Consider the following 22,810-nt stretch of genomic DNA (forward strand, 5'->3'; position numbering starts at 1 on the left):
GTGCACCCTCCACACCGTCCGCGACGTGAGCGTCGCGGTGATCTCGAGCTCATCGAAGGTCACCGCCGACGACGGTGATGCGTCCGGCTCTGTCGGACTGTCGGCCAAGACCGCCACGACGACACCGTCCGCCGTGTTCGCGGCGACGTCGATCACCATCACCGGCAGGTCCATGACGCACTACAAGGTGTGGCACTGAGCCCGCCGGCCGGTGGCACGTCCCGCCGGCCGGCGTCGCGTGCCCGCGCGCACGTGGCGGCGTCGGAGGGGGCGACCCGGGGCCGGCTCGTGGCTGTCCTGGTCGGTCTTCTCGTGGCGACCGGCGCCTGCGCCCCCACCGAGGCCGAAGGTCCTGACGGCTCGGTCGTCTTCGCACAGGTTCTCGCACAGGCGGAGGCATCGACGTCCGCGTCGGACGCCCAGATCTCGGCTCTACGCGAGGGCGCGGAGACCGGGCGGATCTCCCTGGAGGTGGTCCGCGAGGCCGCGAGGCGCGCCGTCGCGTGTCTCGCGGAGCTCGGGCTGGATGCGGAGTACGACGAGCGGTCGCTCGCCTACGGGCTCGTGGTCCCGGGATACGTCGTCAGGCACGCGCCGGGTGCCGACGTCGACCGGGACGTCGCGACGTGCGATGAGCGTGAGTTCGGCTGGGTCAACGAGCTCTACCAGGTGCAGCCGTCTTCGGTCGAGGCGTCCGAGCGGTACCTCGAGCAGCAGGCGCCCGTGATCCGGGCCTGCCTCGACCGGAACGACGTGCGGACCGGGCGGGATCCGTCCGGTCCCGACCTCGCGAGGGCGGCTTCCGAGGCGCTCCAGGCATCGGACGGCCGGATCGACTGCCTGGCCGAGGCCGGTGTCGACGCGTGGTGAGGAACGGGTCGCGTCTCCGCGTCGTCGCGGTGGCTCTCGTCCTCGCTGCGCCGCTCGTGATCGGTGGTGGGCTCGCGCTCCTCGCGCTGGCTCGCTCGCCGCTGCAGTCGGACGTGCCCGCCGCGCCGCTCGTCGGCCAGGTGCAGCCGGTGGCGCGTCCGGCGTCCGAGACCGTCACGGCGACGTGGGTCGCGCCCGTGGAGCGGGTCGTCGCCGCGCAGTCGGAGGGAACGGTGACAGGCTTGGCGATCGAGCCCGGCCGGCCGATCGCGGCCGGCGACGTGGTGGTGCGCGTCGACGGGCTTCCCGTGATCGCGTTCGCTGCCCCGGCACCGCTCTATCGGGACGTCGTCGAGGGGATGGAGGGCGACGACGTGCGGTCGGTGCAGGCGGTCCTCGTGGACCGCGGGCTGCTCGACCGGGTGGATGGGCTGGCAGGCCCGGCGACGGCCGACGCGATCGAGCGCTGGAACGCGTCGTACGGTCTGCCCCACGGGCGCACGTTCGCGCGGTCCTCCGTCATCTGGATCCCGGAGGGCGCGACCGTGCCCGTGGACGTCTCGATCGAGGTCGGCGACCTGCTGCAGCCTCCGACGCCGATCTACCGGGCTGTCCTGGACCCGGAGCGGGTCGACGTCGACATCGAGGGGGATCCGGCCCGACGGACGGTCTCGCTCGCAGACGCGACCGTCCCCCTGCCTCCCGGGCAGTCCGCGATCTCGGACCCGGAGGACGTCGCAGCGATCCGCGTCGTGATGGCAGATCAGGACACGGCTGCTGTGGTGGTGACGACAGCCGGGTCACACGAGGTCGGCGGGGTCCCCGCCTCGGCCGTCCTCACGGACGACGCCGGCAACGCGTGCGTGCTCACCGACCTCGACGGCGGGTCGGTGCGCATCGACCCCCTGGGCGGGTCGCTCGGCATGGTGGAGGTGGATGCCCGGCTGATCGGGACCCCGCTCGTCATCAACCCTCGTGAGGCGGGTGTGGGGGAGACGTGCGGCTGACCGTCGACGGACTCCGCTACACCCCTCCCGGGGCCGCGTGGCCGGTGCTGGCAGGGACCACGTGCAGCCTCGAGGACGGCGAGACGTTGGCAGTCGTCGGACCGTCCGGGTCGGGGAAGACCACCTTCGTGTCCATCCTGGGTGGGTTGCTCGCGCCAGCAGGGGGCACTGTCGCGTGGCGGGACAGCGGCGGTGTCCGGGACCCGCGCGAGGTCACGACGTGGGTGCTGCAGACGGTCTCGTTGCTCCCGGAGCGGTCCGTGCTCGACAACGTGATGCTCGGCGCCTTCCTGGACGGGGCAGGGCGCGCGGAGGCCCGCGGCCTCGCCGGGGAGGCGCTCGACTCGATGGGGCTCGCGAACCGCGCCGACGACCGCGCGTCGGTGCTGTCGGGTGGCGAGGCCCAGAGGGTGGCCATCGCGAGGGCGTTGGCCTCGGCAAGGCCGGTGCTGCTGGCGGACGAGCCGACGGGTCAGCTCGACTCGAGGACGACCGACCTGGTGCTCGACGCCATGTTCGCCGTGGCGGCACGCACGATCGTCCTCGTGACGCACGACGAGCGGGCGGCTCGCCGCTGCGACCGGGTGCTCCGGCTGGACGGTCGCCGGCCGTCGCCGCCGCCGGCATCATGACGGACGTGCGACGACGCCAGGTCTGGCCGTCGGCCCTGGCGTTCGCGGAAGGGGCGGAGAACGCCAGGTCCGGTCGGTGGGCCTCGGTCGTCGTTGCGCTCGCGGTCGCCGGCGTCCTCGGGGCCGCGGCGTTGTCGAACGTCCTCGACGTCGGGCGCCTGGTGCGCGCCGAGGCGGAGTGGGCGGCCGCCGGGGCGTTCGTCCTCGTGGCTGAGCCCGGCCGAGCGGAGGGCGGGACGATCGACGCGCCACGGTGCGACCGGTTGTCCGCCCTGGAGGGGGTCGACGGTGCCTTCGCGGTATCAGGTGTCCGGGGGGCGCTGGGTCTCGCGGCCGAGCCGGGCATCAGGGCCACGCAGATCATCGTGTCACCGGGGATCTTCGACTTCCTCGACCTCGCCCCGGTCGCGGGACACGGGGCCCTGGCGACGGACGAGGTGCTCATCCCCCTGGGGCTGGGCGACGGCGACGAGGTGGTGCTCGTGGAGGAGCCGTCGGAGTACCGCGGCGTCGCGGTGGGGACCCGCCGGGTGGACTCCGCCGTGCTCGGCCGTGACCTCGACGGCGCGTGGGTCGTCGCCGATCCCACGGAGCGCGACGCCACGCAGTGCTACGTCCGCAGCGACGCCGGCCACGTCGAGGCCGTCGCGGGCTACCTCCCGCTCGCGCTGGGTTCCGAGGCGAGCGGCCCGGTCGTCGTGCGACCGCGACTGCAGGAGAGCGCGCACGGCCTGGGCTTCGCGGGCTCGTACGCGACCAGGGAGCTCGGGACGGCGTGGCTCGGCGCGGCCGTGGTCCTCGGCGGGATGGTGGCGCTCGTCCGGTGGACGCGGCGCGCGCGGCTGGCTGTGTACGTGACGTACGGCGTCCACCGGCGTGCTCTCGTCGTGCTCCAGCTCTCGGAGTGGCTCGTGCTCTCGGTCCCCGCGGCGGTGTGGGCCTGGGGCGTGGTGACCTGCGTCGGAATCGCGCTCGGCACGGACGTCGCCGTCGTGGCAGCCCAGGGTGCCGGTCACATGGTGGCCGGCTGGGCGTGCGCCACCCTCCTCGTCCTGGCGATCTCGCTGATCCCGGTCCGATCCCTCGTCGAGACGCTGAAGGACCGCTCGTAGCCGGTCGCCGCGCGCAGGTGTCGCGGGCCTGCCCCGGGTGTCAGTGCGTGATCGCCAGGCGGGCGTGGAGGCGGCGCAGGGGGGCCGGGGCCCACCAGTTCAGGTCGCCGAGAACCGTCATCGTGGCCGGGACGAGCAGCAGCCGCACCAGCGTCGCGTCGATCAGCACGGCCACCGCCAGCGAGAAGCCGACCTCCTTGATGACCAGCAGCTCGCCGGCGACGAACCCGGCGAACACGGCCACGATGATCGCCGCGGCGGACGTGATGACCCGCCCGGACCGCTGCAGGCCGAGGCGGACGGACTCGTCGTTGCTCGCGCCGGCGTCGTGCAGCTCCTTGATGCGCGAGAGCAGGAACACCTCGTAGTCCATCGCGAGGCCGAACGCGAAGGCGATGACGAGCGCGAGGACGTACGTCTCGATGCCGCCGGTGGACTCGAAGCCCAGCAGGCCGGACAGGTGCCCGTCCTGGAACACCCAGACCAGCACGCCGAGCGACGCGCACAGCGACACGGCGTTGGTGAGCAGCGCCTTGACCGGCACGAGCAGCGATCCGGTCATGAGGAACAGCAGGACCAGCGTCGCGAGCGCCACCACCCCGAGCGCCCAGGGGGCGCGGTCGAACAGGGCGTCGGTGAAGTCGATCTGGTTGGCCGCCTGCCCGCCGACCCACGCGTCGAACGGCAGGTCCAGGTCGCGCAGCCCGTGCACGACCTCCTGGGCGACGGCGCCGCCGGGGTCGGTGCTGTCGGGGCGCACCCCGATGACGACCACGGAGTCGCGCACCGCGGGCGGGTCGACGGAGGCGACGCCGTCGAGCGCCTCGATCTCCGGGACGGCCGCGACGGCGTCGGCCTCGCCGGTCTGCGCGACCAGCACCACGGACGGCGAGGACGACGCCGGGTACTGCTCCGCGAGCACGCGCACGAACTCGCGCTGGGGGCTGGACATCGGCAGCAGCTGCGTCGTGGAGTTGCGGAGCTCGACGTGCAGCAGCGGGGACGCGAGCACGAGCAGCACGGCCAGCGAGCCGCCCATCACCCACCAGGGTCGGCGCTGCACGCGCCCGGCGAGGCGGGAGAACGTCCCCTCCTCGGACGCGACGTCGGCGGTGCGGGCCAGGACGCTCCGCACGCCCGGCACCCGGGCGAGCACGCTCGGGCGGGCGAGGCGGCGCCCCGCGAGCACGAGGAGCGCGGGCACCAGGGTGAGGGCGGTGGCGACCGCGAACACGATCACGGCCACGGACCCGGCGCCGAACGCCCGCAGGATGTCCTGCCGGAACACCAGGAGCCCCGCGATCGACACCCCGACGGTCAGCGCGGAGAACGCGACCGTGCGCCCGGCGGTGCCCATCGTCGTGACCAGGGCGGTGACGACGGCCCCGTCCCCGCGTCGGCGGCGCGCGGAGCGTCCCTCGTCGTCGCCGAGCGCCCGGCCCAGCTCCTCGCGGAACCGGGACACGATGAGCAGGCCGTAGTCGATGGAGAGGCCGAGCCCGAGCACGGTGACCACGTTGACGACCGACGACTCGAGGTCGTCCATCAGGTACGACAGGCCGACGAGCGCACCCAGGCCGCCCGCGATGGACGCGACGGCGCCGACGATCGGCATGGCGGCGGCGAGGAACCCGCCGAACACCAGCACCATGATCAGCAGCGCCACCGGCAGCGCGATCGCCTCGCCCGTGGTGAGGTCCCGCTCGACCTGGTCGGTGATGGCCGAGACGATCAGGGAGGTCCCGCCGACCAGGCCGGTGGCGCCGGGGGCGACGTCGTCGAGCGCGGCCGGCACCTCGCGCAGCCGCTGCTCGACGTCGTGCAGGGCCGCGTCCTGGGTGTCGCCCGCCAGGCCGGGGTCGAGCTCGACGACCACGAGGAACCCGTCGCCGTCGGTGGCCAGCAGCGGCGCGGCCGCGGGGTTCTCGACCCCGTCCGGCAGCACGAACGGGTCGATGACCGAGACCACGCCCGGTACGTCCGCGACCTCGGCGCGCGCGGGCTCCAGGGCGTCCGCGAGGCCCTCCGTCGCGGGGTCGACCCCCTGCACGACGAGCGTCAGCGACGCGCCGGAGGTGTCCGACTCCGCGAGGAGCTCGGTCGCCCGGGCGCTGTCGGAGCCCGGCACCACCGGCTCGCCGGTCGTGAGCCGGTCGAAGAGGTTCTGGCCCCCGACGCCGACCAGCGCCAGCAGCGCGCAGGCGACGGCGACGACCGCCCAGACGGCGAGCGTCAGGCGGGGGTGGCGGGCGACGGTGCGCCCCAGGCTCTCGAACACGCAGGTCAGCATCGCAGGCCGGACGGTGCTCGCGCATCACGGGTGGCGGCGGGGTCGCCGGGTGCGCGCGGGAGCCGCGGTGCCGGGTTGTGGGCGCGGCTGCGTAGGCTCGCCGCATGGACCTGTTCGACGCGGTGACCTCCACCGCGCAGGGCACCCCCGCGCCGTCCGCGGGGGCGCCGCTCGCCGTGCGGATGCGGCCGAGCAGCCTGGCGGAGGTCGCCGGGCAGGAGCACCTGCTGGTGCCGGGGTCGCCCCTGCGGCGCCTCGTCGAGGGCGGTGCGGGCGACGCGTCGCGGCGGGCGGCGCCGTCGTCGGTCGTGCTCTGGGGGCCGCCGGGGACGGGCAAGACGACGCTCGCGTACCTGGTGGCCACGACGTCGGGCCGGCGGTTCGTCGAGCTGTCGGCCGTCACGGCGGGCGTCAAGGACGTTCGGCAGGTGGTCGACGACGCGCGCCGCCGCCTGGCCGCGGACGGCTCCGAGACGGTGCTGTTCATCGACGAGGTGCACCGCTTCACGAAGGCGCAGCAGGACGCGCTGCTGCCGAGCGTCGAGAACCGCTGGGTGACGCTCGTCGCGGCGACGACCGAGAACCCCAGCTTCTCCGTGAACTCGCCGTTGCTGTCGCGCTCCCTGCTGCTCACGCTGAAGCCGCTCGGCACCGAGGACGTGCGGGCGCTGGTGCGCCGGGCGGTCGTCGACGAGCGCGGGCTCGGCGGCGCCGTGCGGCTCGAGGAGGAGGCCGAGGAGCACCTGCTGCGGCTCGCGGGCGGCGACGCGCGCAAGGCCCTGACCGTCCTCGAGGCCGCCGCGGGTGCGGCGCTGGCCGACCGGGACGCGCGCGCGGCCGACCCGGACGCCGACCACGACGGCGAGGACGCGGACGCGCCGGCGGTCGTCGACCTGGCCACGGTCGAGCGCGCGATCGACGTCGCCGCCGTGCGCTACGACCGGGACGGCGACCAGCACTACGACGTCATCAGCGCGTTCATCAAGTCGGTGCGCGGCTCCGACGTCGACGCGGCCCTGCACTACCTCGCGCGGATGATCGCCGCGGGGGAGGACCCGCGGTTCATCGCGCGGCGGGTCGTCATCTCCGCCGCCGAGGACGTCGGCATGGCCGACCCGAGCGCCCTGCAGACCGCCGTCGCCGCCGCGCAGGCCGTGGCGCTGATCGGCATGCCCGAGGCGCGGATCATCCTCGCCGAGGCGGTCGTGCACCTGGCGACCGCACCGAAGTCGAACGCGGCCTACACCGGCATCGACGCGGCCCTGGCGGACGTGCGGGCCGGACGGGTCGGCTCCGTGCCCCCGCACCTGCGCGACGCGCACTACGCCGGAGCCCAGGCGCTCGGCCACGGGAAGGGCTACCTGTACGCCCACGACCACCCGCACGGCATCGCGGCGCAGCAGTACCTGCCGGACGACCTGGTCGGCACGCGCTACTACGCGCCGACGGACAACGGCTACGAGCGGCAGGTGGGCGAGCGGCTCGGGCGGATCCGGGCGGTGCTCGACCAGGCGCCCGCGCCGGAGGGCCACGGCTGACCCCGGCGCGGTGAGGCGCGGCGACGGTTAGGTGCTGGGCTCCCGACCCGGTAGAGTCGACCGGTCGTCCGGGTTGACCGGACGCGCCTGGGGCCCTAGCCAGCCACCGCCGCTCCCGAGCGGTTCGGCACGAAGGTCGGCCCCACGCCCGCCGCGGAACCTCCCGCGTCCGGGTGTGCCGTGAATCGAACGACAGGAAGAACACCGTGAGCAACGTGACCCGTTCGCGCCGCCAGGTGCGCCTCTCGCGCGCCCTGGGCCTCGCGCTGACGCCGAAGGCCGTCAAGCACTTCGAGAAGCGCCCCTACCCGCCCGGTGAGCACGGCCGCGCCCGCCGCCGCACCGAGTCGGACTACGCCGTGCGTCTGCGCGAGAAGCAGCGTCTGCGCGCCCAGTACGCGCTGCGCGAGAAGCAGCTCGCCCGCGCCTACGAGGCCGCCCGCAAGGCCCCGGGCCTGACCGGTGAGGCGCTCGTCGAGGACCTCGAGACCCGCCTGGACGCGCTGGTGCTCCGCGCCGGCTTCGCCCGCACCATCCTGCAGGCCCGCCAGGTCGTCGTGCACCGCCACGTGCTGGTCGACGGCAAGATCGTGGACCGCCCGTCGTTCCGCGTGAAGGAGGGCCAGACCCTCCAGATCAAGCCGAAGTCGCAGACGACGGTCCCGTTCCAGGTGGCCGCCGCCGGTGCGCACCGCGACGTGCTGCCGGCCGTCCCGGGCTACCTGGACGTGCAGCTCGAGAAGCTCTCGGCCGTGCTGACCCGCCGCCCGAAGCGCGCCGAGGTGCCGATCACGTGCGAGGTCCAGCTGGTCGTCGAGTACTACGCCCGCTGACGCAGCCGCGACACCGACCGCGACGCCCCGCACCGCCCGACAGGGACCGTGTGCGGGGCGTCGCGGCCGTCCCGGGCCGCCGCGCCGCTCCCGGTAGGGTTCCGGTGACGCCGCACGGCGACGACACGACGCAGAAGGGCTGGCCATGCTGGGAGACATCGCGGGGCTGATCGCGGCCATCGCCTTCGTGCTGCTGGTCGGCGCGCTCGCCGTGCCGCTGGTGAAGCTCGGCCGGGTGCTGGACGAGACCCGCACGTCCGTCCGGGAGATCACCGAGCACACCGTGCCGATCCTCGACGAGGCGGCGACGACCGTGTCGGCGACCAACACCCAGCTCGAGCGCGTGGACGCGATCACGACCTCCGCGGCGCAGGTCACGCAGAACGTCTCGGCGCTCACCTCGCTGTTCGCCGCGACCGTCGGCGGGCCGATGATCAAGGTCGCGGCCTTCAGCTACGGCGTCCGGCGCGCCCTGTCGGGGCTCGGCAAGGGCCGGTCGGCGCGATGAGACGGCTGTTCTGGGTCGGCGTCGGGGCGGCCGTGGCCGTCGCCGGTGCGCGCCGCCTGGGGCTGCTCGACACCCCGGTGGCCGCGCGCGGGGCGACCCCCGCCGCGGACGGCTCCCTGGGGGCCGCCGCCCTGGCGGCCCAGGCCGCGCGCACCGCCTTCCGGGCCGGGGCGACCACCGCCGGCGCGGTCCGCTCGCTCGCGGACGCCCGGCGGGAGCTGCGGGCCGGTATGGCGGAGCGCGAGGCGCAGCTGCGGCACGACCTCGTCGGCGACGTGGACGTGGACGCCCTGCGGGCCGAGCGCGCCGCGCGGCGCGCGACCACGCCGGACGACGGCGGTGCCGTGCCGCCGGCCTGGCACCACGACCCCGAGGCCCGGTCGGCCGCCCGTGAGGCCCGTGCCCGCCGCGGCTGGGCCGACGAGCCCACCGAGGACCCGGAGGACGAGGACGGCGACGTGCCGTACTCGTTCTACTGACGACGGCCCGCAGCCGCCTAGGCTGCTCCCCGGCCGGACGGGAACACCCCGGGCCGGCGCGACGCTGAGCACGACAGCGGCGGGACGCGGTCCCGCCCACCGACACTGCAGAGGACACCATGCGCACCGCCGAGATCCGCCAGCGTTGGCTCGACTTCTTCGAGGCCCGCGGTCACGCCGTGGTGCCCTCGGCCCCGCTGATCTCGCCCGACCCGTCGACGCTGTTCGTGATCGCGGGCATGGTGCCGTTCATCCCCTACATGCTCGGCGAGCAGACGGCCCCGTGGCCGCGTGCGACCAGCGTGCAGAAGTGCGTGCGGACCCTCGACATCGAGGAGGTCGGCAAGACCACCCGCCACGGCACGTTCTTCCAGATGAACGGCAACTTCTCCTTCGGCGACTACTTCAAGGAGGGGGCGATCACCTTCGCGTGGGAGCTGATCACCACCCCCCAGGACCAGGGCGGCTACGGCTTCGACCCCGAGACGATCTGGGTCACGGTCTACGAGACCGACGACGAGGCGGCGGAGCTCTGGAAGAAGATCGCCGGCCTGCCGGACGAGCGCATCCAGCGTCGCGGCATGAAGGACAACTACTGGTCGACCGGCGCGCGCGGCCCGGCGGGCCCGTGCTCGGAGATCTACGTCGACCGCGGCCCGGCGTACGGGCGCGAGGGCGGGCCGGTCGCGGACGAGGACCGGTACATCGAGATCTGGAACCTCGTCTTCATGCAGTACGAGCGGGGCGACGGGGGCGGCAAGGAGAACTTCCCGATCCTCGGCGAGCTCAAGCAGAAGAACATCGACACCGGCATGGGCCTGGAGCGCGTCGCGTTCCTGCTGCAGGGCGTCGACAACATGTACGAGATCGACGAGGTCTTCCCGGTCATCGAGGCCGCGCAGCAGCTGTCCGGCCGCCGCTACGGCGCCGACCACGAGGACGACGTGCGGATGCGCGTCGTCGCGGACCACGTGCGCTCGGGCCTCATGCTCATGGGCGACGGCGTCGTGCCGTCCAACGAGGGCCGCGGCTACGTGCTGCGCCGCCTCCTGCGCCGCGCGGTGCGGGCGATGCGCCTGCTCGGCGTCGACACGCCGGCGCTGCCGACGCTGCTGCCGGTCTCGCGCGACGCGATGTCCCCGTCGTACCCGGAGCTGGCGCGCGACTTCGACCGCATCGCCCGGGTCGCGTACGCGGAGGAGGAGGCGTTCCTGCGCACGCTGGTGTCCGGCACCTCGATCCTCGACCAGGCCGTCTCCGAGGCGAGGACCGCGGGCGCGTCCGGCACCGCGCCGCTGCTGTCGGGCGAGAAGGCGTTCCAGCTGCACGACACCTACGGCTTCCCGATCGACCTCACCCTCGAGATGGCGGCCGAGCAGGGCGTCTCCGTCGACGAGAAGGCCTTCCGGACGCTCATGCAGGCGCAGCGCGACCGCGCCCGGGCGGACGCCCTGGCCAAGCGCGCGGGCCGCACGGACACCGCGGCGTACCAGGACCTGCACGCGACCCTCAGCGGCTCCGGCGGCAAGCCCGTCGAGTTCGTCGGCTACGACCGCACCACGTCCCGCTCGCGCGTCGTGGGCCTGCTGGTCGACGGCGTGCCCGCCCCGGCGGCGACCGCGCCCGCGGACGTCGAGGTCGTCCTGGACGTCACCCCGTTCTACGCCGAGATGGGCGGCCAGCTCGCCGACCACGGCACGATCGTGCTCGACGGCGGGGCGACGATCGAGGTCGACGACGTGCAGGCGCCGGTCAAGGGGCTGCCGGTCCACCGCGGCCGCCTCGTCGAGGGCACCGTCACGCTGGACGAGCCGGGTGTCGCGGCGATCGACACGGAGCGCCGGATCGCGATCAGCCGCGCGCACACCGCGACGCACATGGTCCACAAGGCGATCCAGGAGGCGCTCGGCCCGAGCGCGACCCAGGCGGGCTCGGAGAACGCCCCGAGCCGCGTGCGGTTCGACTTCCGCTCCGGCCAGGCCGTCCCGCAGGGCGTGCTGTCCGAGGTCGAGGGCCGGGTCAACACCCGGCTGCAGGAGGACCTCGAGGTCACCGACGCGGTCATGCCGATCGCGGAGGCGCGGGCGCTCGGCGCCATGGCGCTGTTCGGCGAGAAGTACGGCGACCAGGTGCGCGTCGTGTCGATCGGCGGCGACTGGTCGCGCGAGCTCTGCGGCGGCACCCACGTGCGCCGCTCGGGCGAGCTCGGCCTCGTGACGCTGCTCGGCGAGTCGTCCATCGGCTCCGGCGTGCGGCGCGTCGACGCCCTCGTCGGTGACGGGGCGTACGGCTTCCACGCCAAGGAGCGCGCGCTGGTGGGGCAGCTCTCGGGCCTGCTCGGGGCGCGCCCCGACGAGCTCGCGGACCGCGTGTCCTCGCTGCTCACGCGGCTCAAGGAGTCCGAGAAGCAGCTCGCGTCCGCGCGCGCCGCGCAGGTCCTCGCGGCGGCGGGCGGTCTCGCCGCGTCGGCCGAGGAGGAGGCCGGCGTGCGCGTCGTGACGCACGACGCCGGCGAGGCCACGGCGGACGACCTGCGCACGCTGGTGCTCGACGTCCGGAACCGGCTCGGAGAGTCCTCGCCGGCGGTCGTCGCCGTCGGCGGCGTCGCGAAGGGCCGGCCCGTGGTGGTGGTCGCGACGAACGCGGGCGCGCGCGAGAAGGGCGTGCGGGCCGGTGCGCTCGTGCGGACCGCCTCCGGGCTGCTCGGCGGCGGGGGCGGCGGCAAGGACGACCTCGCGCAGGGCGGCGGCGCCGACGCGGCCCGGCTGCCGGAGGCCCTCGCCGGGGTGCGCGACGCGATCCGGGCGGGCGCCTGAGCGGGGCGGCCGGCGCGCACGGCTCGGGCCGCGCGCCGGGGGACGACGGGGTCCCGGACGCCGACGCGGTGGTCCGGGGCGCGCGCCTGGCCGTCGACGTGGGCTCCGTGCGGGTGGGCCTGGCGGCGAGCGACCCGGACGGCCTGGTCGCCACGCCGGTCGCCACGCTCGCGCGCGACACGCGCCGCCCCGCACCCCGTGACCTGCCCCTCGACGTCGCGCAGGTCGCCGCCGAGGTGGCCGAGCGGTCCGCCGCCGCGGTCTACGTGGGCCTCCCGCGGCACCTGTCCGGTGCGGAGGGCGCTGCGGCGGAGGCCGCGCGCGCGTACGCTGGGACGCTGGCGACGGCTGTCGCACCGGTCCCGGTGCGGCTGGTCGACGAGCGGATGAGCACCGTGAGTGCCCACCAGGCGCTCCACGCGTCAGGCCGGTCGGGTCGTCGGCATCGAGCGGTGGTCGACCAGGCGGCCGCCGTGGTCATCCTGCAGACCGCGTTGGATGCGGAGCGTTCCTCGGGCCGCCGGCCCGGCGAGCGGGTCACGGCGACCCGCCCGCAGGTCGCCCCGGGTCCGCGCCAGGGGGGTCTGGGGGACGCAGGTCAGGCAGGACACACCGAAGGGACAGCCGAGTGAGCGACCTCTTCCTCGGGGCTCCGGAGCAGGAGCACGGCGAGGCACCCCAGCCCTCGCGGCGCTCGCGCCGGGACACGAAGGAGCAGCAGGTCCGGCAGCGCAAGACGCGCCGCCGGCGCTCCGTCGTCGTCCTCGTGCTCGCCCTGGCCCTCGTCGGCGGCGCGGCGTTCGTGGTCTGGAGCGTGGTCGGCGGGCTGTTCTCCGGCGACGACGGCGAGCAGACCGTCCAGGACTACCCGGGCCCCGGCAGCGGCGAGGTCCAGGTGACCGTCGCGACGGGCGACACCGGCGGTGCGATCGGGCAGACCCTGGCCGAGGCCGGCGTGGTCGCGACCGCGCGCGCGTTCTCCGACGCGTACGCGACGAACCCGAACGCGCAGTCGATCCAGCCGGGCACCTACGCGCTGCAGTTCGAGATGAAGGCGAGCGACGCCGTCAACGCGCTGCTCGACGCGGAGAACCGCGTGTCCAACCGGGTGACGATCCCCGAGGGCTACACCGCGAAGCAGATCTACCAGCGCGTGTACGAGATCACGACCATCCCCGTCGAGGACCTGGAGGCCGCCGCGGCCGACACGGCGGCGATCGGCCTGCCGGCGGAGGCGAACGGCAACGTCGAGGGCTGGCTGTTCCCCGCGACCTACGAGATCGAGCCCGGCACGAGCGCCACCGAGGTGCTGTCGCAGATGGTGGAGCGCACCGTCGCGGTGCTCACCGAGAAGCAGGTCCCGCAGGACCAGTGGGAGACGGTGCTGAACAAGGCGTCGATCGTCGAGCGCGAGGGCAAGCTCGACGAGGACCGGCCGAAGATGGCCCGCGCGATCCAGAACCGGCTCGACATCGAGATGCCGCTGCAGATCGACGCGATCGTGGCGTACGGGCTCGGCAAGTCCGGCGCGGAGCTGACGTACGCCGACACCCGCGACGCCCAGCCGCCGTACAACCCGTACAACTCGTACAAGGTGTACGGGCTGCCCCCGACTCCCATCGCCTCGCCCGGCGAGGTCTCGATCGACGCGGTGCTGCACCCCGCCGACGGCCCGTGGCTCTACTGGGCGACGGTGAACCTGGACACCGGCGAGACCAAGTTCTCGGAGACGTTCGCGGAGCACCAGACCTACGTGGACCAGCTGCGGGAGTGGCAGGCCGCGAACCAGTGACGACCGCCCCCCGCCGGGCGGCCGTGCTGGGCCACCCGGTCGCGCACTCGCTGTCGCCCCGGCTGCACCGTGCCGCGTACGCGGCGCTCGGCCTCGACGGCTGGCGGTACGACGCGGTCGACGTCACCGAGGACGCCCTGCCCGGCTTCGTCGCGGCGCTCGACGACAGCTGGGCCGGGCTCAGCGTGACGATGCCGCTGAAGCACGCCGTCATGCCGCTGCTCGACCACGTCGAGCCGCTCGCGGGCGTGGTCGGGGCGGTCAACACCGTGCTCGTGCAGCCCGGGGGCCGGCGTCCGGTGCTCACGGGCGCGAACACGGACGTGCACGGCATCGTCGCGGCGCTCGCCGAGGGGCTCGCGGTGCGCGGGCGGGCGGCGACCCCGCCGGCCGGAGGGCGCACCGCGGTCGTCCTCGGGGCGGGCGCCACCGCCGCGTCGGCGCTGGCCGCCCTCGCGGAGCTCGGCTGCACCACGCCGGTCGTGCTCGTGCGCTCGGTGGGTCGCACCGGCGGGCTCGCGCGGGCGGCGCACCGGATGGGCGTGGAACCGGTGCTGCGACCCCTCGCGGAGGCCTCCGCCGCCCTGGCGCGGGCGGACCTCGTGGTGTCGACGCTGCCGCCGCACGCCGCGGACGGCCTGGCGGCGGAGCTCGCGGGCGGCGGTGCGGGTGCCGTCGCCGCGCCCGGCGTGCTGCTCGACGTCGCGTACGACCCGCGGCGCACCGCGCTGGCCGCCGCGTGGGAGTCCGCGGGGGGCGTCGCCGTCGCGGGGGAGCGGATGCTGCTGCACCAGGCCGTCGAGCAGGTGCGCCTCATGACCGGACGCCCCGGGCCGCTCGACGCGATGGACGCCGCGCTCGGCGAGGCCCTCGAGGCGCCCGCGGGCTGAGCCGCCCGGGTCCCCGGCGTGCCGGTGGCCGGCGGTCCCTCATCTCCCCCCGCCCTCCTGCCGATGGTCCCTTCGGGGCGGGTGCACGGGCCGGCCCCGGGGACGAAGGGACACGGGGTGAAGCAGCTCGGCGAGATCCTGCTGGACGAGGGGCTGGTCACCGAGGCGCAGCTCATGGCCGCGCTGGACGAGCAGCTGGTGCGCGGCCAGTCGCTCGGGCGGACGCTGGTGGAGATCGGCGTGCTCACCGAGGGCCAGCTCGTGGCGGCGCTCGCGCGGCAGGTCGGCATGGCGTTCGTCGACCTCGACGACTACCCGGTGGACCGCGCCGCGGTGTCCATGGTCCCGGCCGCGCTGTGCCGGCGGTACACCGTGCTGCCCGTCGCGTTCCAGGACGGTGCGCTGGTGCTGGCCACCGCGGACCCCGGCAACGTCGTCGCCGTCGACGACGTGCGGACGGTGTCCGGGATGACGGTGCTGCCGATCGTCGCGACGTTCGAGAACCTCACGCGGGCGATCGACCGGTTCTGCCGGGCCGACGGCGAGATGGAGGACCTGTCCTCCGCGTTCGAGGAGGAGCAGGCGCCGCAGGACGTCGACCTGTCGCGGGTCGGCGACGTCGTCGAGGACGACGCCCCGATCGTCCGGTACGTGAACCTGCTCGTCACGCAGGCGATCTCCGACCGGGCGTCGGACATCCACATCGAGCCCACCGAGCACGACCTGCGCGTCCGGTACCGCATCGACGGTGTGCTCCACGAGATGCAGCGCTCACCGAAGCAGATCCAGGGCGGTGTCATCTCCCGCGTCAAGATCCTGTCGGACATCGACATCGCCGAGCGGCGCAAGCCGCAGGACGGCCGCATGTCGGTGACGCACAACGGCCGCAAGATCGACCTCCGCGTCGCGACGCTGCCCACCGTGTGGGGCGAGAAGATCGTCATGCGCATCCTCGACAACTCGACGGCGTCGCTCGACCTGCGTGACCTCGCGTTCCTCGAGCACAACTACGCCACCTACCGCGAGGCGTACACCAAGCCCTACGGCATGATCCTCGTCACCGGCCCCACCGGTTCGGGCAAGTCCACGACGCTGTACGCGACGCTGAACGCCGTCTCCCGTCCCGAGATCAACGTCATCACCGTCGAGGACCCGGTCGAGTACCGCCTCGCCGGCATCAACCAGGTGCAGGTCAACCCGAAGGCCGGCCTCACGTTCGCCGGCGCGCTGCGCTCGATCCTGCGGTCCGACCCCGACGTCGTCCTGCTCGGCGAGATCCGCGACCACGAGACCGCGCAGATCGCCATCGAGGCGGCCCTCACCGGCCACCTCGTCCTGTCGACGCTGCACACCAACGACGCGCCGTCCGCGGTGACACGGCTCGTGGAGATGGGCATCGAGCCGTTCCTCGTCGGGTCGGCGCTGGACGCCGTCGTCGCCCAGCGGCTCGCGCGCCGGCTGTGCGACAAGTGCAAGGAGCCCTACCTGCCCACCGAGACGGAGCTCATCTCGGCGCGGTTCCCGTGGGTGCCCGGGGAGACGCTGCCCGAGCTGTTCCGGCCCGAGGGGTGCGTCGCGTGCTCCCGGACCGGGTACCGGGGGCGCATCGCGCTGCACGAGGTCATGCGCGTCACCGAGGACATCGAGCGGCATGCTGTCGCGCGGTCGTCGTCCGCCGAGATCGCGGCGACGGCGCGGGCCCAGGGCATGATCACGCTGCGCGACGACGGGTGGCAGAAGGTCGCGCTGGGGCAGACCTCGATCGAGGAGATCCTGCGGGTGGTCGCGTGAACGGGTGCACCTGCGCCTCGGGGCTCAAGTGGTCGTGGGCCGGCGCCGATGAGGTCAGTCGGCGCGATCGCGTCGCGCGTGGGTGCACGAGAGGGGTCCGAGGGTGACCGAGTCCAGCGGGGCCGTGCCGGGGGTCGGCGACCCGTACGCGGGGCAGACCCACCAGTCTCCGGGGTACGCCGCGCCGTCGCCGATGTCACGGGCTGCGGTGTCCGGGGCGCACGCACCCACGGCAGTGCCGCGGGCAGCGGCGGAGCCCGCCCCGACGCGGGCCGCTCTGCGGGGTGGCAGCGGGCGCGCGTCGATGGGCATCCAGCGCGTCGACGGCGACCTGGATCTCGACGGAGCGCTGGCGGCGATGGTGCAAGCTGGCGCATCGGACCTGCATCTCACCTCGGGCGCGGCACCGACGATCCGGCTCGCAGGTGCCCTGCAGCCCCTCGAGGGCTTCGGCGGCCTGGAGGCCGAGTCGCTGCGCCGCACGCTGTACTCGGTCCTGACCCAGAAGCAGCGCGAGAAGTTCGAGGCCGACCTCGAGCTCGACATGTCGTACTCCGTACGAGGGCTCGCCCGCTTCCGGGTCAACCTGTACCAGCAGCGTGAGTCGCTCGGCGCCGCCTTCCGCGTCATCCCGTACGAGATCAAGCCGCTCGAACAGCTCGGCGTCCCGCCCGTGGTGGCGAACTTCGCCGGTCTGCCCCGTGGGCTCGTGCTGGTCACCGGGCCGACAGGCTCCGGCAAGTCCACCACGCTCGCTGCCATCATCGATCTGGCGAACCGGACCCGAGCCGACCACATCATGACGGTGGAAGACCCCATCGAGTTCCTCCACCGGCACAAGCGATCGCTCATCAACCAGCGTGAGGTGGGACAGGACACGCACTCGTTCGCGTCGGCGCTGAAGCACGTGCTCCGGCAGGACCCGGACATCATCCTCGTCGGGGAGCTGCGGGACCTGGAGACGATCTCGGTTGCTCTCACCGCGGCCGAGACCGGCCACCTCGTGTTCGCAACTCTCCACACGCAGGACGCTGCTCAGACCATCGACCGCATCATCGACGTGTTCCCGGCCCACCAGCAGGCGCAGGTGCGGACCCAGCTCGCCGGCGCGCTCCAGGGCGTGGTGTGCCAGACGCTGTGCAAGCGCTCCGATGCGCAGGCGCGGGTGGTCGCGACGGAGGTCCTGATCGCCACGTCCGCCGTGCGGAACCTGATCCGCGAGGGCAAGACGCACCAGATCTACTCCGCGATGCAGGCCGGTGCGCAGCAGGGCATGCACACGCTCGACCAGCACCTGGCGGAGCTGGTGAAGCAGGGACGGATCTCCTACGAGACCGGCCTGGAGAAGAGCCACCACAGCGAGGACTTCAACCGCCTGACCGGGAGGTTCTCGGGCGGTGTCCAGGGATCGGCAACCGTGCGCGCGGACGCGCCCGTGTTCGGTTCCCCGGTCTACGGGGTCGGGGGAGGTGCCTTCTGATGGCGGGGACGAAGACGTACGAGTACGTCGTCCGCGACCGAGCGGGCAAGATGGTCAAGGGGCGCATCGACGCGGCGAGCTCGGCCGCGGTCGCCAACCGTCTGAAGACCATGGGGCTGGCGCCGACGTCGATCACCGAGGTGCAGACGACCGGGCTCCAGCGCGAGATCCACTTGTCGGGCTCAGGGGGCCGCGTCAAGCTCAAGGACCTTGCCGTGATGGCGCGTCAGCTCGCGACGATGGTCTCGGCGGGGCTCTCACTCATCCGCGCGCTCGGCATCCTCGCGGACCAGACGGAGAGCAAGCCGCTCGCCAGAGTGCTCGCGCAGGTCCGTACCGACGTCGAGACGGGGCAGTCGCTGTCCGCCGCCCTGGGCAAGCACCCCACGGCCTTCCCGCCGCTCATGGTCAACATCGTGCGGGCCGGGGAGGTGGGCGGGTTCCTCGAGCAGGCGCTGCTGTCCGTCGCGGACAACTACGAGTCCGAGGTCAAGCTCCGCGCCAAGATCAAGTCGGCGATGACGTACCCGGTCGTCGTCTTCGTCATGGCGATCGTCGCGGTCGCGGCGATGCTGATCTTCATCGTGCCGATCTTCAAGGACATGTTCGAGGGGATGGGTGGCGAGCTGCCTCTTCCCACGCGGATCCTCGTCTGGTTCTCCCAGGTGATTCGCTGGGTCGGGCCCGCACTCGTCGTCGCGGGCATTCTTGGCGCATTCTGGTGGAACCGTCACAAGCACGATGTCGGGGTTCGCAGCCGGGTCGATCCCTGGCGTCTGCGCACGCCGGTGTTCGGCACGCTCTTCAAGAAGGTGGCGATCTCGCGCTTCGCCCGCAACTTCGGCACCATGCTCGGCGCCGGCGTCCCGATCCTCCAGGCCCTCGAGATCGTGGGCGAGACGAGCGGCAACTGGGTGATCGAGCGGGCGGTCGCCGACGTGCAGGACAGCGTCCGTCGCGGGGAGTCCCTGACAGGGCCGTTGAGCAGGCACGACGTGTTCCCGCCGATGGTCGTCCAGATGCTCGCCGTCGGCGAGGACTCCGGCTCCATCGAGCTGATGCTCGAGAAGATCTCCGAGTTCTACGACCAGGAGGTCGAGGCCACCACGGAGCAGCTCACGAGCCTCATCGAGCCGTTGATGATCGCGTTCCTCGGCGTGGTGATCGGCGGCATGATCATCGCGCTGTACCTGCCGATCTTCAACATCTTCAACCTCGTGGAGTGACTCACTCCTTGGGGTGATGGCGTTCGAGTGAAGAACGGGTGCCAGCACTCAAGGAGCCGGGTGACCACGACGATGTAGCGGATGCAGGACCCGGCCGGCAGATGGTTCGCCGGAATTGGCTTTGACAGTTCCCTCCCACACGCTCGATCGAAGGAGCAGCCGTGCTCGCACGCATCCGCAAGTCCATCGAGGAGAAGGACAAGGGCTTCACCCTCGTCGAGCTCCTCGTCGTCGTGATCATCATCGGCATCCTCGCGGCCGTCGCGATCCCGGTGTACCTCAACCAGCAGAACAAGGCGAAGGACTCGGCCGCGAAGTCGGACCTCGCGAACGCGAAGACCGCCGTCGTCGCAGTGCTCGCCGAGAACCCCACGGCGGCCATCACCGCCGGCATGAACGTCACGAACGCGCTGATCGGCTTCACGCCGTCGCCGAACGTGACGGTGGTCGTCGACTCCTACGACGGGACGGCCGGGACCTTCTGCATCGAGGCCACCTCGGCGACCACGAAGCAGTTCCACACCACGCAGGCGAGCGGCATCTCTGACAACGCGTGCCCGTGATCGAGGGCTGATCCGGACGGGTGGGACGTGCTGCGCACGTCCCACCCGTCGGCCGTTGCGGTGAAGGAGGTCGGAAGATGAGAGCAGAACGCCAGGGGCTGGCGCAGGACGAGGGTCTCGGGCTCGTCGAGATCGTCGTCGCCATGGTGCTGTTCGGCCTGCTGCTCGCCGTCCTCGCCCCTGCTCTGGTGGGCGCGCTGCGGGTGTCCAGCACCATGGGCTCGCGGGCCTCGGCGACGCAGCTCGTCGCGGACCAGATGGAACGCGTGCGGACGGTTCCGGCGACATGCGCGGACCTCACCGCCTTCGCCGCCCTCACTGCGGTGTCCGACTCCTCGCTCACGCCCCAGACCGACCCGCGCGGCCGGGTCGTGGTCGCCCACCGGGCGCTGACTGGCACGTGCGCGACAGGCGGGACCGTGAAGTTCCGGTCCTGGGTGACTCCCCAGTCGGACACGACGAAGGTGATCGCGGAGGCCACGACGCTGATCTGGATCACTGGATGAGCCCCGCGCCGGAGGAACCTGGTCGGTCGCGGGACAGCGGCATGACGCTCGTCGAGCTGCTCGTGGCCATGAGCATCGGGATCGTCGTACTGCTGCTCGTGGGCGCGACGATGTACCGCACCCTGGTCACCCAGCGCGACGTGACGAGCCTGACGCAGGCGACCAACCAGGCGCAGACCGCGGCGGCGAGCGTGGAGCGCTCGGTGCGGAACGCCACGGCTGTCAGCCACCTCACGACGCCGTCGGGTGTCGAGATCCTGCGGATGCGCACGCGAACCGGCTCGGCAGGCGGCGCGAGCACCCGCTGCGAGGCCTACGCCTACGACCCCTCGGCGCACACGCTGCGCCGGACGACCGCCGCATCGGCGATCGACCCGGCCACCTCCTCGACCTGGTCGCTGATCATCGACAAGGTGTCGCCGTCCACCGGAACGGCCCTGCTGCCACTCACGACGGTGGCGGGCCGTTCCCAGGTGGCCCTGTCCTTCTCCGTCGCCGCGGGCAAGGTCAAGCCCGTCGAGGTCGAGTCCGTCGTCTACCCCCTACCCAGCTCGGACACCGGGAGCGCCCCATGCTTCTGACGCTGCGCAGCCTCCGCCGACGACTTCGGGGTCGTCCCACGGACGAGGGCGTCGCGATGGCCGCCGTCATCGGACTCATGGCCGTAGCGGCCGTGGTCATCATGTCCCTGATGACGGCCACCGTGTTCAGCACGGGAGTGACCGTCGCGACCCGGGCGAGTGTGCAGGCCAAGGCGGCGGCCGAGGCGGGCATTGACGCCAGCGCCGCGCTGTTCAAGGCATCCGGCTGCACGGCCACGGTGCCGGCGGGGACCGACCCCCGCTACACGGTGACCGTGTTCTCGGGCAGCCAGGCGGCGCAGAACACTCCCGGCTGCACGGGCGGCGACTATAAGAGGGTCGTCTCCGTCGGCCTCGCGTCGACCGCGCCGGTCGCGGGCAACACGTCCGGCCAGTCACGGACGATGGAAGCGGTCTTCTACCTGCCTGCGGCGCCGGCCCCGTCGCCGGGCTACGCGATCCTCGGCGGCTCCGCGACCAACGCGACCAACAACCTGCAGGTCACGGCCTCGGGGGACGTGTACGTCACGACGGGGGACTTCGGCTGCTCGGTCGCCGCGACGATCACGGGGTCGCTGTTCGTCCCGGCGGGCAAGGTCATCATGTCGAACGAGTGCCGCGTCAACGGTGACGTGTACGCCCGCGACGGGGTCACCATGTCCGGTCACGCGTACATCGGTGGGAACGCGGTGGCGCCCGCCGGTGGGCTCACGATGTCCGGCGGGGGGTCCGACGCGATCGGCCAGCGCCCGTGGATCGGCGGTTCCGCGAGCGTCTCGGGCGACGTCTCGCTCCAGAGCTCGACCGTCCTGGGGACCGTCACGAGCTCGGGGGGCATCGGCGACCTCTTCGCGGGCACCCGTGTGGGCGGCGACTTCCGGGTCGCGAAGCGCGTGAAGCTCAACGGGGCTCTCACGGTCTCGGGCATGGTGACGTCGCCCCAGGGCTCGTCGGAGTCGTACGGCGCCTTCACGATCGGCTCGCTGCGGGTCGCGTCGCTCGATTCCCTCCAAGGGGGGTCGCGGATCAACGGCGACGTCATCATCACGTCCACGACCGGTGCGACGACGGGGATGGACGGCAGCATCACCATCACGGGCCAGCTCCGCTCGGCCGCGCTGTTCAACGCGTGGGCCGACCCGATGATCGGCGGCGCCCGGGTGAGCAGGACCGCGATCAACTCACCCACCGGCGCGTACAGCCGTCAGACGGGTCTGACGCCGGCCGTCGCGCCCGCCGCGCCGACCACGCAGCCGACGATCGCCTTCCCGCGCGTGACCTTCAAGCCGGCGGACTGGCAGGCGCAGGGCTTCACCGTCGTCACCTGGCCTGCCGGGTCTGCCTGCACCGACACGAACAACACGAACTGGATGACCAGCACGCTGTCCGCCTACGGATCGGCCACGGTCGTGGACACCCGCACGGCGTGCCCCGGCGGGATCGAGTGGAACAACACCCACGAGATCCGGCTCAAGGCCAACGTCGCGATCATCGCGACCAAGATCAACGCGACGAACAACTTCTACATCAACTCGGGTGACGGGGCGACGCACACCATGTGGATGATCGTCCCGGCGGCGGACACCGGGGCGATCTGCCAGTACCCGAACAACCGGGGGACCATCGACTTCACCGTCGGGTACGGCTCGGCGATGCCGCTCATGCTGTACAGCCCGTGCCGCGTCACGCTCACCAACAGCCAGACGTTCCCCGGTCAGGTCTGGGGAGGGGAGCTGAGCCTGTCGGTGGACACCACGATCACGTACACACCGATCGGCATCCCCGGGGTGACGCTCACACCGGTGGGGTCGCCCGCGCCTGCCACGCCCACCACGTTGCAGCTGCTGTCGAAGCGCGACGCCACAGGATGAACCGCCTCTGTCAGCGCGCCGGGCG

21 protein-coding genes are annotated in these 22,810 nt (G+C 73.0%); 20 read left to right on the forward strand and 1 reads right to left on the reverse strand.

The genetic code is table 11. The annotated features are described in order from the left end of the window. Positions 1-25: 25 nt before the first annotated feature. The 5 genes from P9841_RS00895 (at position 26) to P9841_RS00915 (ending at position 3,621) form a co-directional block, all read left to right on the forward strand. Positions 26-199 carry a hypothetical protein gene (locus tag P9841_RS00895; RefSeq protein ID WP_283320252.1) on the forward strand — a complete coding sequence of 58 codons (174 nt, stop codon included), beginning with the start codon at positions 26-28 and terminating at the stop codon, positions 197-199. 89 nt (positions 200-288) lie between these two features. Beyond that, positions 289-870: a hypothetical protein gene (locus P9841_RS00900; RefSeq protein ID WP_283320253.1), complete on the forward strand. Its 582-nt coding sequence runs from the start codon at positions 289-291 to the stop codon at positions 868-870. A 29-nt stretch (positions 871-899) separates the two neighbouring features. After that, complete coding sequence (locus P9841_RS00905; RefSeq protein WP_283320254.1) at positions 900-1,877, forward strand: peptidoglycan-binding domain-containing protein; 978 nt, start codon at positions 900-902, stop codon at positions 1,875-1,877. 44 nt (positions 1,878-1,921) lie between these two features. Next, positions 1,922-2,509, forward strand: a complete 588-nt coding sequence (locus P9841_RS00910) for an ABC transporter ATP-binding protein (protein ID WP_283322041.1) — start codon at positions 1,922-1,924, stop codon at positions 2,507-2,509. Positions 2,510-2,514: 5 nt separating this feature from the next. After that, positions 2,515-3,621, forward strand: a complete 1,107-nt coding sequence (locus tag P9841_RS00915; RefSeq protein WP_283320255.1) for a hypothetical protein — start codon at positions 2,515-2,517, stop codon at positions 3,619-3,621. 40 nt (positions 3,622-3,661) lie between these two features. On the opposite strand, the gene P9841_RS00920 is transcribed toward P9841_RS00915, so the two are convergent. Beyond that, positions 3,662-5,911 carry an MMPL family transporter gene (locus tag P9841_RS00920; RefSeq protein ID WP_283320256.1) on the reverse strand — a complete coding sequence of 750 codons (2,250 nt, stop codon included), beginning with the start codon at positions 5,909-5,911 and terminating at the stop codon, positions 3,662-3,664. Between the two features lie 104 nt (positions 5,912-6,015). Here P9841_RS00920 and P9841_RS00925 point away from each other — a divergent pair, with 104 nt between their 5' ends. The 15 genes from P9841_RS00925 to P9841_RS00995 all read left to right on the forward strand — a co-directional run bounded on the left by P9841_RS00925 (position 6,016) and on the right by P9841_RS00995 (position 22,785). Then, positions 6,016-7,449: a replication-associated recombination protein A gene (locus P9841_RS00925; protein WP_283320257.1), complete on the forward strand. Its 1,434-nt coding sequence runs from the start codon at positions 6,016-6,018 to the stop codon at positions 7,447-7,449. A gap of 206 nt (positions 7,450-7,655) precedes the next feature. Then, on the forward strand, positions 7,656-8,282 hold the full coding sequence (gene rpsD / locus P9841_RS00930) for a 30S ribosomal protein S4 (protein WP_222169464.1): 627 nt from the start codon (positions 7,656-7,658) through the stop codon (positions 8,280-8,282). 145 nt (positions 8,283-8,427) lie between these two features. Further along, complete coding sequence (locus P9841_RS00935; RefSeq protein ID WP_283320258.1) at positions 8,428-8,790, forward strand: DUF948 domain-containing protein; 363 nt, start codon at positions 8,428-8,430, stop codon at positions 8,788-8,790. Further along, complete coding sequence (locus tag P9841_RS00940; RefSeq protein ID WP_283320259.1) at positions 8,787-9,269, forward strand: hypothetical protein; 483 nt, start codon at positions 8,787-8,789, stop codon at positions 9,267-9,269. Before P9841_RS00935 ends, P9841_RS00940 begins: the two co-directional genes overlap by 4 nt. Before the next feature lie 119 nt (positions 9,270-9,388). After that, positions 9,389-12,085 (forward strand): alanine--tRNA ligase, encoded by a 2,697-nt coding sequence (alaS, locus tag P9841_RS00945; RefSeq protein WP_283320260.1) that lies wholly within the window; start codon positions 9,389-9,391, stop codon positions 12,083-12,085. Positions 12,086-12,153: 68 nt separating this feature from the next. Beyond that, the gene (ruvX, locus tag P9841_RS00950; protein ID WP_283320261.1) at positions 12,154-12,717 is read left to right on the forward strand and encodes a Holliday junction resolvase RuvX; all 564 of its coding nucleotides are present in this window, start codon (positions 12,154-12,156) and stop codon (positions 12,715-12,717) included. Beyond that, complete coding sequence (mltG, locus tag P9841_RS00955) at positions 12,714-13,877, forward strand: endolytic transglycosylase MltG (protein WP_283320262.1); 1,164 nt, start codon at positions 12,714-12,716, stop codon at positions 13,875-13,877. The genes ruvX and mltG overlap by 4 nt, the downstream gene beginning before the upstream one ends. Continuing rightward, on the forward strand, positions 13,874-14,767 hold the full coding sequence (locus P9841_RS00960) for a shikimate dehydrogenase (RefSeq protein WP_283320263.1): 894 nt from the start codon (positions 13,874-13,876) through the stop codon (positions 14,765-14,767). Before mltG ends, P9841_RS00960 begins: the two co-directional genes overlap by 4 nt. 117 nt (positions 14,768-14,884) lie before the next feature. Beyond that, positions 14,885-16,558, forward strand: coding sequence for a GspE/PulE family protein (locus tag P9841_RS00965; RefSeq protein ID WP_283320264.1), 1,674 nt, complete (start codon positions 14,885-14,887; stop codon positions 16,556-16,558). A 304-nt stretch (positions 16,559-16,862) separates the two neighbouring features. After that, positions 16,863-18,038: a type IV pilus twitching motility protein PilT gene (locus P9841_RS00970; protein WP_283320265.1), complete on the forward strand. Its 1,176-nt coding sequence runs from the start codon at positions 16,863-16,865 to the stop codon at positions 18,036-18,038. Continuing rightward, complete coding sequence (locus tag P9841_RS00975) at positions 18,038-19,264, forward strand: type II secretion system F family protein (protein ID WP_283320266.1); 1,227 nt, start codon at positions 18,038-18,040, stop codon at positions 19,262-19,264. Before P9841_RS00970 ends, P9841_RS00975 begins: the two co-directional genes overlap by 1 nt. A 161-nt stretch (positions 19,265-19,425) precedes the next feature. Continuing rightward, positions 19,426-19,827 (forward strand): type IV pilin protein, encoded by a 402-nt coding sequence (locus P9841_RS00980; protein ID WP_283320267.1) that lies wholly within the window; start codon positions 19,426-19,428, stop codon positions 19,825-19,827. Between the two features lie 77 nt (positions 19,828-19,904). Further along, complete coding sequence (locus tag P9841_RS00985) at positions 19,905-20,333, forward strand: type IV pilus modification PilV family protein (protein ID WP_283320268.1); 429 nt, start codon at positions 19,905-19,907, stop codon at positions 20,331-20,333. After that, the gene (locus tag P9841_RS00990) at positions 20,330-20,914 is read left to right on the forward strand and encodes a PilW family protein (RefSeq protein ID WP_283320269.1); all 585 of its coding nucleotides are present in this window, start codon (positions 20,330-20,332) and stop codon (positions 20,912-20,914) included. Before P9841_RS00985 ends, P9841_RS00990 begins: the two co-directional genes overlap by 4 nt. Beyond that, on the forward strand, positions 20,905-22,785 hold the full coding sequence (locus tag P9841_RS00995; protein ID WP_283320270.1) for a hypothetical protein: 1,881 nt from the start codon (positions 20,905-20,907) through the stop codon (positions 22,783-22,785). The genes P9841_RS00990 and P9841_RS00995 overlap by 10 nt, the downstream gene beginning before the upstream one ends. The last annotated feature ends 25 nt before the right edge of the window (positions 22,786-22,810 follow it).

It is taken from the genome of Cellulomonas sp. ES6 (genome assembly GCF_030053835.1).
GTDB lineage: Bacteria > Actinomycetota > Actinomycetes > Actinomycetales > Cellulomonadaceae > Cellulomonas.